Here is a 13,492-nt window from a genome sequence, read left to right as displayed (position 1 = left end):
TTGTCTTCATTGGAGAAAATGTGATGGCCAAGATCGAGATCTACACCACGCCGACCTGCCCTTATTGCCACGCCGCCAAGTCGCTGCTGGCCGACAAGGGCGCCGACTATACCGAGATCAGCGTGCTCGACCCGGCCCTGCGCGAGGCGATGACGACGCGCGCCCATGGACGGCGCACCGTGCCGCAAATCTTCATCGATGACGCCCATATCGGCGGCTATGACGATATGGCGGCGCTCGATCGCCGGGGCGGGCTCGACCCGTTGCTGGCAGCCTAATCGGTCAGGATATAAATCATGAAAATCGCTGCCATCCAGATGCGCTCGGGCCTTGATCCCGAAGCCAATCTCGCTGCGCTTGAGCCGATGCTGGCCGATGCCGCCGCCCAGGGCGCGAGCTATGTGCTGACCCCGGAAGTCACGGTGATTTTCCCCGAGAGTCGCGAGCAGCTGACCAGCGTCGCTGCGCCGTTCGAAGACCATCCGCAATTGCGGCGCATCGGCGAACTGGCCAAGCAGCATGCCATGCATATCCATATCGGCTCACTGGCGGTGCCGCTGCCCGATGGGCGTTTCGCCAATCGCTCGGTGCTGTTCGGGCCGGACGGAGCGATCACGGCGACCTATGACAAGATCCATTTGTTCGACGCCAATATTGCCGGGCTCAACGCCTATCGCGAAAGCGCCACCTATGCCGGTGGCGAGGCTGCGGTGGTGGCGCCGGTCGGCGAGTTCACGCTCGGCATGAGCATCTGCTACGACATGCGCTTCCCCAGCCTGTTCAATACCCTGGCCAATGCCGGGGCCAATCTGCTGGCGGTGCCGGCGGCCTTCACCGTGCCGACGGGGCAGGCGCATTGGCATGTGCTGCTGCGCGCCCGGGCCATTGAAACCGGCTCCTATGTGATCGCGGCGGCGCAGGGCGGCAAGCATCCCAATGGGCGGGCGACCTATGGCCATTCGCTGGTCATCGACCCCTGGGGGCGGATTGTCACCGAGCTGGCCCATGACGAGCCGGGGGTGTTGTTGGCCGAGATCACCCCGGAACTGGTTACGGAGGCGCGTGAGCGCATCCCGGCGCTGGCCAATGCCCGCAGCTTCGCTCCTCCTGGGCCGTTGCAGGTCTAGCCTGACGCCCTATATGCTTATGCAACGAGCCATCGGGGCTCCTGAAACGATAGTGCCGTGATCCAGTATTCGCTCCATTGCGCCCAAGGCCACCAGTTCGACGCCTGGTTCAAGAACGCTGCGGCGTTCGATGAACAGCAGGCGCGTGGCATTGTGACCTGTGCGGTATGTGGCGATGGCAGCATCGAAAAGGCGCTGATGGCGCCGGCCGTGGCGCGCCTCGACACGCAAAAACTGGCCTTGAGCCCGACGCCGGCCGAGGCGGCCAAATTCCGCGAAATGCTGCGGGCCTATCGGCAGCAGGTCACCAGCCAGGCGGATTATGTCGGCGACAATTTTGCCGAAGAGGCGCGCAAAATCCATTTCGAGGAAGTGGAAGCGCGCGGCATCTATGGCGAGGCGACGCGCGACGAAGTGGCGGGCCTGCTCGATGACGGCATCGACTTCCTGCCGCTGCCCGACGTCGCCGACGACAATTAACGCGGCATTGCCGGCGGGTGTTCAGACCGCCGGCTCAGATGATTACTGAAACTTCAGCCCCAGCTTCTTGCGCTTGGCAGGGCCGGGCACGACCTCGAGCACCGGCGCTGCGGGGGAGCGGCCGAGCCCATTGGCCTTGGCCAGCGCCGACCGCGTCGCCGAATAGGCGGGCGCCGTCATCGGATAGTCCTGCGGCAGGTTCCATTTCTCGCGATACTGCTCGGGCGTCAGATTGTGATGCGACGCCAGATGCCGCTTGAGCGACTTGAACTTCTTGCCGTCCTCGAGACAGATCAGCGCTTCGGGCGTGACCGATTTCTTGATGGGCACAGCCGGGGTCAGTTCGACGACCGGCTCGATCACCTCGCCCTGTTGCTGCAACAGCAGCGCAGCGTGCGTGTCAGTGATGAGGCCGACCAAGTCCGTGGGGCTGACGGCATTGTTGCTCACATAAGCCGCAACGATCTCGGTCGTCAGGTCCAGCAGGTGCAGGTTGTCGGAAGTGTTTTCCGTCTCGTTCATGTCTATCCACCGTTGTATCCAGCTCCGCTTACGAACAACGGCGCGGCCATGCAATGCGACTTATGGTATCGCGTTGTGGCGCTTTAGTACAACTGGGTGGTTGGAAAGATCAGCTTAGACTTTCGCCGGCCCCTCGCCTCGTGATCATTTGGGGCGAGAGCGCCGGCAAAACAGTGCTGATGCCTATACGGTTGGGGCACGCGCTAGGGCAGGGACCAACCATCATGCTCGATGCGGAATACGCGCAAGGGCGCGCGCGCCCGTTCGGTGTCGGCCCGCAGATAGAACACCGCGCGCTGCGGCTGGCCGAAATTGGTGAAGTCGACATTGATAGTGATCATGCCGCGAAACATGGGCTGATCGGGATCGGGGGTCGGCTCGCCGATAGCGCCATCGAAGTCCTGGGCGCCGTAGAGCGGATGCGCGCCAATATCGCCGGAGGCGAGCCAAGCCACAATATCGTTGGTGAAGTAGTGGTGCGACACTGACGGGTCAAACGCGCTGGGCAGGTTGCTGTTCTCGGACTGGAACTGGCGCTCGTAGATTTCGCGCACCAGATCCGTCGCCTGATCGACCGGGTCGATATTGGGATCGGGTGCGTAAGGCTCGGTTGCCGGTGGCGCGGCAGGCGCCGTCGCCGGTGTTACGGTCAGCGTCTCGGCATTATCAGGGGTGATATAGTGCTGCGCCACCCAACCGGCCTTGCGCATCGCAGCATCGCGCATCAGGCACCAGCGCTGCGGCAGGGAAGCAATCTCGGTCTCACTCATCGCCATGAAATGGGCTGCCGTGTAAAACGGCACGCAGGTGATCTGCTGCAGCCCACGCTCATAGTCGGCAAAAGTTTCGATCACCGGATAGTTGGTGCCCGGCCCCATCCTTGCGTTGAGCACCTCGCCAACGCGCACATTGGTGACGCGCCAGCTATCCGGCCCGTGACCGTCAATCTCGGCATGCGCCGCTGGCGCCATGGCGCCGAGGAAGACGACGGCCAGCGCTGCCTTAAACCACGCCATGATCACTGTACCTCCACAATGGCTCGGCCGAGCACGGCGCGGCCACTGACATCGAGGTAACGCACCTCATAGCGGCCGGCTTCGGCTGGCAGTTTCAGCTCCAGCGTGGTGTCCGCGCCGATTTTATGCGCGCTGATCCAGCTGAAATCGGCCTGCTCCGCCCGCGCCAGTGCAATGCGCTGGTCGGCACTGTCGGCCCCGCCGCTCCACGACACGGTGATGGTGGCTCCGGCTGCGGCCTGGGCCGGCACGGTCAGGCTGGCGCCATCATCCAGCGCCGCATCGGCGTCCACCACTTCCAGCGGATAGCTGGCCAAAGTCCGCCTTCCTTCGTTGAGGATATAGCGCACCTCATACAGCCCGGTTTCGGCGGGCGCCTTGAGATCGGCCTGCAGCTTGTCATGAACGCGGACATATTGTTCATAGCTGCCTTCATCAGCGCCGGCCGGCACGATGGTCACGAGGTCATTGGGATGCACCGATGACGACCAGCTCACCCGCACCGGCGTCTCGGCCCGGACCAAAGCCGGCCCGCTAATGCCGACTTCGGCCTCGATCACTTCCACCGGGGCCGATGCGAGGGTCCGCCGGCCTTCATTGAGGATATAGCGGACCTCATACAGCCCGGGGTCGGCCGGGGCGACCAGCTGGTCCTGGCCGTTGTCATGCACCCGGACATAGGTGGCATAGCTGCCTTCGTCGGCCCCGGCTGGAACGATGGTCACCAGGTCATTTGGATGCACCGCTGCCGACCAGGAGACAGCAAAGCTGGCACCGGTGGTCACCTGCTCCGGCGCAGCGACGCCGACTTCGGCCTCGACAACTTCCACGGGGGTCGATCCGAGCGTGCGCCGGCCTTCGTTGAGGATATAGCGGACCTCATAGAGGCCGGGTTCGGCTGGAGCAACCAACTGGTCCTGGCGGTTGTCATGCACCCGGACATAGGTGGCATAGCTGCCTTCATCGGCCCCGGCGGGGACGATGGTGACCAGGTCATTGGCATCGACGGTGTCCGACCACGCTACGGCAAAGCTGGCGCCGGTGGTGACCTCGGCTGGCGCGGTCAGCTCAATTTCGGCCTCAAGCCGCGGTTCCGGCTCCGGCTCGGCCGGCGCGAGCGCCATGGGCTGCAAAGCCAGCACATCCTGCACCTGCGCCAGCGCGTCCTGCAATTCGGCGGCATTCTGGGCGGGGACGAAGATGCCGCCGGTGTTCTCCGCAATGCAGGCCAGTTGCGCATTGGCGGCGTCGTCGAGATCGAAGCCGACCACATGGGCGGTGAATTTCACTCCCTGCCGGGACAATTGCTCGGCCAGTGCGCAGGGATCGGCCTGACAGGTTTCCAGCCCGTCCGAAATCAGCACCACGGTGGCCGGGTTGTCGCGATAGGACAGTAAGTCGGCGGCATGCTGCACCGCCGCCGAAATCGGCGTCTTGCCCTTGGGGCGAATGGCATTGACCGTGTCGATGAAACTGGCCCGATCGAGCGGTCCCGGTTCGATCAGGGTTTCGATGTCGCGGCAATCGCCTTCCGAGCGATGGCCATAGGCCACCAGCCCCAGATTGGTCTCGGCCAACCAGCTCTGGACCAGCTCCCCCATCACCTCGCGGGCGATCTCCAGCTTGCTGACGCCATCGATCTGGCCCCACATCGAGCCGGAGGCGTCATAGACGATCACCACATCATCGGCGGCCGCGGCGGTGGCGACGGGCGCCAGCAAGGCCAAAGCGGCGAACAAGGCTGCGTGCAGAATTTTCATCGGTGTCTCCTGGGCCCGAGCCGGGTCATGCCGGCCGCCAATCCTCGTTTGCCGGGGTCGCGCCGCCGGGCGCACCAATGGCGCGTGCCTTGAGCTTGCGGAATTTGTCCGACAGCTGTTCGAGCCGGGCTTCCCATTCGGGGTTGGGCTGCTGGCCCTCGATGGTTTTGAAATAAACCTGCATCAGGCAGGTGATGGCGAAGGGCTCGAGCAGCGCCGCCTTGACGCTCCAGGCAAACAGCAGCGCAAACACCACCCCGCCAGCGGCCCAGGCGCCAGGCATCAGGTAAACCAGCAGCGCTGCCGGGGCCAACATCACCAGAAACACCACAAAGCTCAGCAGATAGACGATCACCGCCAGCCAGGCGGCGTTTTTCAGCATCACCTTGTAGTTCTGTCCATACAGCACCAGCGCTTCCTGGGCCGAGGCCCAGGGATTGGTCGAGCGGGTGCGGATGGCGTGGGCGAGAATGACCTCGTCGATGAAGCCGACGGCGATTTTGAGGAAGGCATTGAGAATGCCCGACAGCTGCTGCATGCCGGGCAGCGGCAGGATCGACAACACGCCGCGCATCAGCCCGGTGATGGCGCCGACCACGCCTTTGATCAGCTGATCAATGGCGAACAGCACGCTGGCCTGGGCAAAGCGCTGCTGCACCACGGAGCTGGCATAGCTGATCTGGGATTTTCCCTCCGGCATCGGCTTGCCGTCGAGCAATTCAACCAAAACGGCGATATGGCCGGCCTTGACGATGTAGAGGATATATTCGCGGGCCCAGTACATGATGGCGCCGAATACGCCGAAGCCGACCGCACCGCCCCAGAAGGCCGTGCTGGCCTGAAACTCGCTATCGCCGAACATGCCGACGCCATAGCCCACCCCCGCGCCAGTGCCGGTGACCAGCACATAGCCAACGGCAATGCCGAAATACACCGCCATGCGCAAGACGATGAACGGCATGGTCCGCGCCATCAATCCCAGGGCGTTGCCCACGCTAAAGTCCCACATGCTTGTCTCCGGCCGCCGCAATCTGTTTTGCCGAGCCTAGCGGGGAGAGGCAGTGGGCGCCCCGTTCGTTTGGAGGGGGCGGCGAAGAAAACTCTGTCGCATAAGTATGCTATGGCTTGCTGAACCAGTGCGGCAATTGAGGGAGAGCGGTCTTGGGGGGAGGGCGGTGGAATTTTCTGGGCGTTGCTATGGCGCTATTGGCCGCGACGGCAACGGGGTCTTCTGCCGTCGCTGATGTCCTGGGCGCGCCGCGCGGCGACACTGTGCTTGAAGTGCATGGCGAGATTGCCAATGGCAATCAGGATGGCGCGGCATTGTTCGACATGGCGATGCTGCAGGCGCTGCCGGCGATGACGCTGGAAACCAGCACTGCTGTGACCGATGGGGTGCACCGCTTCGATGGCTTTCTGATGCGCGACCTGCTCGCTCATGTCGGCGCCGCTGGCACGACGGTGACCGCGACGGCGCTGAATGATTACATCATCGATTTTGCCGCCGATGAATTCGAGCGCTTCGATGTGCTGGTGGCCTATGCGCTGGATGGCACGCCGCTGCTGGCCAGCGACAAGGGCCCGCTCTGGATCGTCTATCCACGCGACCAGCATGTCGAGCTGCAGGACATCCGCTATGACTATCGCTGGGTCTGGCAGCTGACCCGGCTCGACATCAAATGAGCCGCTCGGCCCGCACCCTGATCGGCATTGCGCTGCCGATCCTGACCATCGCCATTTTCGCGCTGCTGCTGGCGTTCTCGCTGATGCGGCTGTCCAATATCGAACGCGACATGCGCATCGAAGCCACGCAGAACATGGTGTGGGTGGTGTCGCGCAGCCATGTCGCCAGCCTGCAATTGAGCGAGGCGGCGGCGCGGCGCTCGCTGGGCGAGATCGATCAGGAGACGCTGCAACTGCGCCATCAGCTGTTTCTCAGCCGCGTCAGCCTGCTCAATGATGGGCCGCAGCGCCGCAAAATGCAGGCGCTGGGTTTTGGCCCGGTGCTGGATGCGTTCCAGCTCCGGCTTCCCGAGCTGGCCGCCTTGCTGGATACCCTCCAGCCGGGCGCCATGGCCGAGTTGCGCGCCATCGATGGCCTGCTCGACCCCTATGATGCCATGCTGACGCAAGCGGCCAACAAGGCCATGGTGGCGGAATGGGATGATCTGGGCGGCAAGCTCGATACCTCGCGGCATCAGCTGTGGCAGATCATCATTTCGGTCATCGGCATTTCGCTGGCCGGCGCCGTGCTGTCGATCCATTTCCTGCTGACCATCAGCGATGCGCGGCGGCGCGCCCGACTGCTGGACAAGGAAAGGGCATTTTCCGAACTGCTGATCGGCTCCAGCGGCGAGGGCATTGTTGCCGTCGATCTCGAACGGCGCTGCACGGTGTGGAATGCGGCGGCGGAGCAATTGTTCAGGCTGCCCGCCGGCAAAACCATCGGCTGCACGCTGAGCGCCGTGTCGGGCTTCTTTCAGGTCGAGCGGATCAATCAGGCCATGGATCTGGCTCTGGCCGGGACGGCGATGGTGTTGTCCGATCAGCCCTTCTTTCCGCCCGGCAGGGACGCGCCGCTCTATCTCGATCTGCGCTGTTTTTCACTGCGCGATGGCGAGCGCATCATTGGGGCAATCCTGCTGGTCTCCGACGAAACCGAGCGCCGCGCGGCGCAGCGCCAGACCGCCGAGCACCGCGATCAGCTCGAACATCTGGTGCAGGCCCGCACTCGGGAGCTGGACGCGGCGCTGGAGCGTGAGCGGACGACAGCCGACCTCTACCGCCATTTCGGCACCATGATCTCGCATCAATTCCGCACCCCGCTGGCGATTGTCGATTCGGCCCTGCAGCGGCTGATGCGCCGCAGCGACAAGCTGTCGGCGGCAGAAGTGCTGGATCGCGGTGGCAAGGCGCGGCAGGCGATTGCCCGGCTGATCCGGCTGGTGGAAAGCACGCTCGATGCAGCACGGCTCGACGCCGGCCAGATCGAGATCCGCAGCGAGGCCTGCGATCTGGGGCAGGTGGCAGCAGAGGTTTGCGCCCGCCAGCATGAGGCCACGCCGCGCCGCAAAATCCTGCTCGATGCTGGTCCGTCACCCACCATGGCGCGCTGTGATCCGGTGCATGTCGAAAACATTCTGGTCAATCTGCTGACCAACGCCATCAAATATTCCGCGCCCGACAGCCCGATCAGCGTGACGGTGCGCGGCGACGGGCAGGCGGTGCAATGCGCGGTCAGCAATCGCGGGGCATTGGCCTGCCCGGATGAGCGCGAGGCGCTGTTCGAGCGTTATTTTCGCGGCCAGAACGCCGAAGGCCGGCCGGGCATCGGCATCGGACTCTATATGGCGCGCAGTCTGGCGCGCATGCAGGGGGGCGATGTGCAGCTTGCCGATCATGCGGATGATCAGGTCAGCTTTGTCCTGACCCTGCCGCAAGTGTCCGATCTGGCCGAACCCACCCCGCTCCGGCTGGGAGAGCCGGCGTGATGCCCGGCGCCACCCAGTCGCGCCCGCTCATCCTCTGCGTCGAGGACGAGGAGGATTTGCGCCGCGATATCGCCGATGAATTGAGCGAAGCCGGCTATGCAGTCATCGAAGCCAGCGATGGCGCCGAAGCGTTGCAACAATTGGCGGCGCAGCGCCCCGATCTGATCCTGTGCGATATCTCCATGCCCGGTCTCAACGGCCACGCCGTGCTGCAGGCGACCCAGGCTGAGGGCGGTGAGCATGCCGGCATTCCCTTCGTCTTCCTGTCGGCGCTGGCCGATCCGCGCGAAGTGGTGGCGGGCAAGCGTCTCGGGGCCGACGACTATCTGGTCAAGCCGATTGATTATGACCTGCTGCTGGCCACGGTCGATGCAAGGCTGCGGCAGGTTGCGCGCCTGCGGGCGCAATTGGGGTCGCGCCCATCGCTCTGCCCCGACATTCTGGCGCGTGCCTTTGGCCTGACCCCGGCCGAAGCGCGGGTGGCGCTGGCGCTGGCCGATGGCAAGCAGCCGGCGCAGATCGCCGCTGACCTCGACATCGCCCGCACCACGGTGGTGTTTCACCTGCGCAATATTTTCCAGAAGACCGGCACCAACCGACAGGCCGAACTGGTGGCGCTGCTGCTGCGCGCGGCCGACGTCTAGGAAATGTCGTAGGGCACGATCATGCGGCGGTCGGCATTGACGGCGATGGACGCGGCCAGCGGTGGCACCGAGCGTTGCGGGCAATTGCGCCGCTCGCAGATGCGGCAGGCAATGCCGATGGGCTCGAATTTGGTGCGGGTGATGTCGATATCGGTGCCATAGACCAGCCGGCTGGCATGGCTGATTTCGCAGCCCAGCGCATAGGCGTAACGCCTTGTGATACCGGCATAGCCGCCGCTGCGCTTTTCGCTCGACCAGGCCAGCGACAGATAGCGATTGCCGTCCGGGGTTTCGGCGAATTGGCGCTGGATGCGGCCATGCGCTTCAAAGGCCTGATGCACATTCCACAGCGGGCAGGCGCCGCCGAAGCGGGCGAATTGCAGCGGCGTCGCCGAATGGCGCTTGGTGATGGTGCCGGCGGCATCGACCCGGGCGAAGAAAAACGGCACCCCGCGCAGCATCGGCCGCTGCATGGTCGACAGGCGATGCGCGACCTGCTCGAAACTGGCGCCGAACAGATGGCCGAGTTCCTCGATATCGTAGCGACTGGCCTCGGCGGCGCTGAGAAACGCCTCATAGGGCAGTTGCAATGCCCCCGCGAAATAGTTGGACAGCCCCATATGGCAGATGGCGCGCGCTTCCTGGGTGGAGAAATTGGCGGCATCGAGCAGCTCGCCGATCAGGCGCGACTGGGTGATGTCGCCGAGCACGGCGGCGATATGGAAAAACTGGCTCGACGCCTCCTGCCGCGCATTGACCAGCAGCAGCCGATTGGCCCGATCAAAATCGCGCATCAGGTCGGGCGGCACGGCGCTGGTCAGCCGGACATCGAGATCATGCGAGCGGCGGCAATAGGCGATCAGCTTTTGCAGCCGGTCCGGCCCGGTGCTGCCGATTTCCCCGGCGGTATGCTCCGCCGCCCTGTCCAGATCGTCGATATAATTGTCCGCATAATGGAAGAAGTCGCGCACTTCCTCATAGGGGCTCAGCGTGCCGCTGGAGGGGTCCTGCGTCAGCACCGCGTCGACGCTGGCCAGCCGCTCATTGGTCTTGCGATAGGTTTGGTACAGCTGCAGCATGGCCTTGGCCATGTCGGGCGCATTATGGGCGAGGGTCTTGAGATCCTGCAGGCTGGGCGGGGTATCGCCAAACACCGGATCGACCAGAACTTCACGGAGGTCAGCCACCAGGCGGTCGGAATCGTCCGAACTCAGCCGCGACAGATCGAGATTGAAATTCCGGGCCAGCGCGAACATCACCGTCGCGGTCAGCGGACGCTGATTGAGTTCGAGCTGGTTGACATAGGAGGGAGAAATTTCGAGCCGTGCCGCCAGCTCGGCTTGGGTCAGGCGGCTCTCGGCGCGCAGGGTGCGCAGGCGGGCGCCGATGAAGACTTTCCGGTCGTTCATTCACATATCCACAAAGCCACAAACACTTCTCCCACAATCCTAGCACGCACGCACTTTGGAGTCTTGGTGCCAGCGCCCTTCGCCGCTAGGTTCAGTGAAGAAAACAGGCGGAAATATGCAAGAAATCATCCAGCAGCTGGAAGAAAAACGCGCACTTGCTCGTCTTGGCGGCGGGCAAAAACGGATCGACACGCAGCATGCCAAGGGCAAGCTGACGGCGCGCGAGCGGCTCGATGTGCTGCTCGATCCGGGCAGTTTTGAAGAATACGACATGTTCGTCACCCACCGGGCCACCGAGTTCGGCATGGGTGAAACGCTGATTCCGGGCGATGGCGTGGTCACCGGCTGGGGCACCATTGGCGGCCGCATCGTCTATGTGTTCAGCCAGGATTTCACGGTGTTTGGCGGCTCGCTGAGCGAGACCCATGCCGAAAAAATTTGCAAGATCATGGATTTAGCGCTGCAGAACGGCGCGCCGGTGATCGGGCTCAACGATAGCGGTGGCGCCCGCATTCAGGAAGGCGTGGCCTCGCTGGGCGGCTATGCCGACGTGTTCTGGCGCAATGTGCAGGCCAGCGGCGCGGTGCCGCAGATTTCGGTGATCATGGGCCCCTGCGCCGGCGGTGCGGTCTATTCGCCAGCGATGACCGACTTTATCTACATGGTCAAAGACACCAGCTACATGTTCGTCACCGGCCCCGACGTGGTCAAAACCGTGACCAACGAAATCGTCACCGCCGAAGAACTCGGCGGCGCGTCGACCCACACCAAAATCTCCTCGGTCGCCGACGCGGCCTTCGACAACGACATCGAAACCCTGCTCGAAGTCCGCCGCCTGTTCAGCTTTTTGCCGTTGCGGGCCGGCGAACGCGCGCCCAGCATCGCTACCACTGACCCGCTCGACCGGCGCGACGACAGTCTCGACACCATCATTCCCGACAGCGCCAACAAGCCCTATGACATGCGCGAAGTCATTGAAAAGGTTGCCGATGAGGGCGATTTCCTCGAACTGCAAAAGGACCATGCCGGCAATATCCTGATTGGTTTCATCCGCCTCGGCGGCGAAACCGTCGGCGTGGTAGCCAATCAGCCGCTGGTACTGGCCGGCTGTCTCGACATCAATGCCAGTAAGAAAGCCGCGCGCTTCATCCGCTTCTGCGACAGCTTTGAAATCCCGATCCTGACCTTTGTCGACGTGCCCGGCTTCCTGCCCGGCGTGGCGCAGGAATATGGCGGCATCATCAAGCACGGCGCCAAGTTGCTCTTCGCCTATGCCGAGGCCACGGTGCCATTGGTCACCGTCATCACCCGCAAAGCCTATGGCGGCGCCTATGACGTGATGGCCTCCAAGCACATCAAGGCCGACGTCAACTACGCCTGGCCTAGTGCCGAAATTGCTGTGATGGGTGCCAAGGGCGCGGCGGAAATCATCTATCGCTCCGAACTCTCGGACAAAGCCAAGATCGCCCAGCGCACCGCCGACTACGAAAAGCGCTTCGCCAACCCGTTTGTGGCGGCGGAGCGCGGCTTCATCGACGACGTGATCATGCCGCACGGCACAAGACGCCGCGTCATCCGTGCCTTCTCGACGCTGCGCCACAAAACGCACAGCATGCCGAAGAAGAAGCACGACAATATTCCGCTGTGAGGAGCCAGAGCATGATCACCAAACTCCTCATCGCCAATCGGGGCGAAATTGCTTGCCGGGTCATCAAGACTGCCAAGCGCATGGGCATTGCCACGGTCGCGGTTTATTCCGACGCCGACCGGGAAGCTTTGCATGTCCGGATGGCGGACGAAGCCGTCCATATCGGTCCGTCGCCGGCCAAGGATAGCTACCTCCAGATCGACAAGATCATTGCCGCCTGCAAGCAGACCGGCGCGCAGGCGGTGCATCCGGGTTATGGCTTCCTGTCGGAAAATCCCAAGTTTGCCGAGGCGCTGGCCGCTGCCGGGATCATCTTTGTCGGCCCGCCGGTGAAAGCCATCGAGGCGATGGGCGACAAGATCACCTCCAAGAAGCTCGCCGCTGAAGCCGGGGTGTCGACGGTGCCTGGCCATATGGGGCTGATTGCTGACGCCGAAGAGGCGGTGACGATTTCCCGGTCGGTCGGCTACCCGGTGATGATCAAGGCCAGCGCCGGCGGCGGCGGCAAGGGCATGCGCATTGCCTGGAACGACGCCGAAGCGCGTGAGGGCTTTGAGCGCTCCAAGTCTGAGGCCGCGTCGTCGTTTGGCGATGACCGGATTTTCATCGAAAAATTCGTCACCGAGCCGCGCCATATCGAAATCCAGCTGATCGGCGATAGTCATGGCAACGTGCTCTATCTCAATGAGCGCGAATGCTCGATCCAGCGCCGCAACCAGAAGGTCATCGAAGAAGCGCCGTCGCCGTTTCTCGATGAGGCCACCCGCAAGGCCATGGGCGAGCAGTCGGTGGCGCTGGCCAAGGCCGTGGGCTACCAGAGCGCCGGGACGGTGGAGTTCATCGTCGACAAGGACCGCAATTTCTATTTCCTCGAGATGAACACCCGCCTCCAGGTGGAGCATCCGGTGACCGAGCTGATCACCGGGCTCGATCTGGTGGAGCTGATGCTCCGCGCCGCCAATGGCGAAGCCCTGCCGCTGACGCAGAGCCAAGTGCAGCGCAATGGCTGGGCCATTGAAAGCCGGCTCTATGCCGAAGACCCCTATCGCAATTTCCTGCCCTCGACCGGTCGGCTGACCCGCTATCGGCCGCCCGAGGAGCGCGCTGGCAAGGATCGCGTGGTGCGCAACGACACCGGCGTGTTTGAGGGCGGCGAAATCTCCACCTTCTACGATCCGATGATCGCCAAGCTCTGCACCTGCGCCCCGACCCGGCTCGAGGCCATTGAGGCGATGGCGGTGGCGCTCGACAGCTTTGAGGTCGAAGGCGTCGGGCACAATCTGCCCTTCCTCTCCACGGTGATGGATCAGGAGCGGTTCCGCGCGGGAACGATCACCACCGGCTATATTGCCGAGGAGTTCCCCGAGGGCTTTGACGGCGCCACGCTGGATGACG

The 13,492-nt window shown here is 63.5% G+C and carries 12 protein-coding genes and 1 pseudogene; 8 read left to right on the top strand and 5 right to left on the bottom strand.

The genetic code is table 11. The features are described 5' to 3' along the window. The first annotated feature begins 23 nt into the window (after positions 1-23). The 3 genes from grxC to ACX3OW_RS00460 are packed head-to-tail and all read left to right on the top strand — an operon-like array spanning position 24 to position 1,607. Positions 24-278 carry a glutaredoxin 3 gene (grxC, locus tag ACX3OW_RS00470; RefSeq protein ID WP_459093768.1) on the top strand — a complete coding sequence of 85 codons (255 nt, stop codon included), beginning with the start codon at positions 24-26 and terminating at the stop codon, positions 276-278. A gap of 18 nt (positions 279-296) precedes the next feature. Continuing rightward, the gene (locus ACX3OW_RS00465; protein WP_459093767.1) at positions 297-1,127 is read left to right on the top strand and encodes a carbon-nitrogen hydrolase family protein; all 831 of its coding nucleotides are present in this window, start codon (positions 297-299) and stop codon (positions 1,125-1,127) included. 57 nt (positions 1,128-1,184) lie between these two features. Further along, positions 1,185-1,607, top strand: coding sequence for a DUF1178 family protein (locus tag ACX3OW_RS00460; protein WP_459093766.1), 423 nt, complete (start codon positions 1,185-1,187; stop codon positions 1,605-1,607). 42 nt (positions 1,608-1,649) lie between these two features. Here the strand turns inward: ACX3OW_RS00460 and ACX3OW_RS00455 are convergent, their stop codons facing one another. The 4 genes from ACX3OW_RS00455 to ACX3OW_RS00440 form a co-directional block, all read right to left on the bottom strand. Beyond that, positions 1,650-2,129 (bottom strand): Ros/MucR family transcriptional regulator, encoded by a 480-nt coding sequence (locus tag ACX3OW_RS00455; RefSeq protein WP_459093765.1) that lies wholly within the window; start codon positions 2,127-2,129, stop codon positions 1,650-1,652. A gap of 203 nt (positions 2,130-2,332) precedes the next feature. After that, a complete protein-coding gene (locus ACX3OW_RS00450) occupies positions 2,333-3,145 on the bottom strand; it encodes an SH3 domain-containing protein (protein ID WP_459093764.1) in 813 nt (270 codons plus the stop codon). Between the two features lie 2 nt (positions 3,146-3,147). Next, positions 3,148-4,905, bottom strand: a complete 1,758-nt coding sequence (locus ACX3OW_RS00445) for a VWA domain-containing protein (RefSeq protein WP_459093763.1) — start codon at positions 4,903-4,905, stop codon at positions 3,148-3,150. Positions 4,906-4,930: 25 nt separating this feature from the next. Continuing rightward, entirely contained in the window at positions 4,931-5,914 is a 984-nt protein-coding gene (locus ACX3OW_RS00440) for a hypothetical protein (RefSeq protein ID WP_459093762.1), read from the bottom strand. Between the two features lie 188 nt (positions 5,915-6,102). Here ACX3OW_RS00440 and ACX3OW_RS00435 point away from each other — a divergent pair, with 188 nt between their 5' ends. The 3 genes from ACX3OW_RS00435 to ACX3OW_RS00425 are packed head-to-tail and all read left to right on the top strand — an operon-like array spanning position 6,103 to position 9,040. Beyond that, positions 6,103-6,588 carry a putative pterin-binding protein gene (locus ACX3OW_RS00435; protein ID WP_459093761.1) on the top strand — a complete coding sequence of 162 codons (486 nt, stop codon included), beginning with the start codon at positions 6,103-6,105 and terminating at the stop codon, positions 6,586-6,588. After that, on the top strand, positions 6,585-8,396 hold the full coding sequence (locus tag ACX3OW_RS00430; RefSeq protein WP_459093760.1) for a sensor histidine kinase: 1,812 nt from the start codon (positions 6,585-6,587) through the stop codon (positions 8,394-8,396). The genes ACX3OW_RS00435 and ACX3OW_RS00430 overlap by 4 nt, the downstream gene beginning before the upstream one ends. Further along, positions 8,396-9,040: a response regulator gene (locus ACX3OW_RS00425; protein WP_459094778.1), complete on the top strand. Its 645-nt coding sequence runs from the start codon at positions 8,396-8,398 to the stop codon at positions 9,038-9,040. The genes ACX3OW_RS00430 and ACX3OW_RS00425 overlap by 1 nt, the downstream gene beginning before the upstream one ends. On the opposite strand, the gene ACX3OW_RS00420 is transcribed toward ACX3OW_RS00425, so the two are convergent. Further along, a complete protein-coding gene (locus ACX3OW_RS00420) occupies positions 9,037-10,449 on the bottom strand; it encodes a short-chain fatty acyl-CoA regulator family protein (RefSeq protein ID WP_459093759.1) in 1,413 nt (470 codons plus the stop codon). The two genes, ACX3OW_RS00425 and ACX3OW_RS00420, sit on opposite strands and share 4 nt — an antisense overlap. Before the next feature lie 115 nt (positions 10,450-10,564). Here ACX3OW_RS00420 and ACX3OW_RS00415 point away from each other — a divergent pair, with 115 nt between their 5' ends. Both ACX3OW_RS00415 and ACX3OW_RS00410 read left to right on the top strand, forming a co-directional pair. Next, entirely contained in the window at positions 10,565-12,097 is a 1,533-nt protein-coding gene (locus ACX3OW_RS00415; protein WP_459093758.1) for an acyl-CoA carboxylase subunit beta, read from the top strand. A gap of 11 nt (positions 12,098-12,108) precedes the next feature. Further along, a pseudogene (locus ACX3OW_RS00410) lies at positions 12,109-13,477 on the top strand (acetyl-CoA carboxylase biotin carboxylase subunit); the annotation flags it as partial. Between the last annotated feature and the right edge of the window lie 15 nt (positions 13,478-13,492).

This window comes from Devosia sp. A449 (genome assembly GCF_054489375.1).
This window is presented reverse-complemented; position numbering and strand designations above follow the sequence as displayed.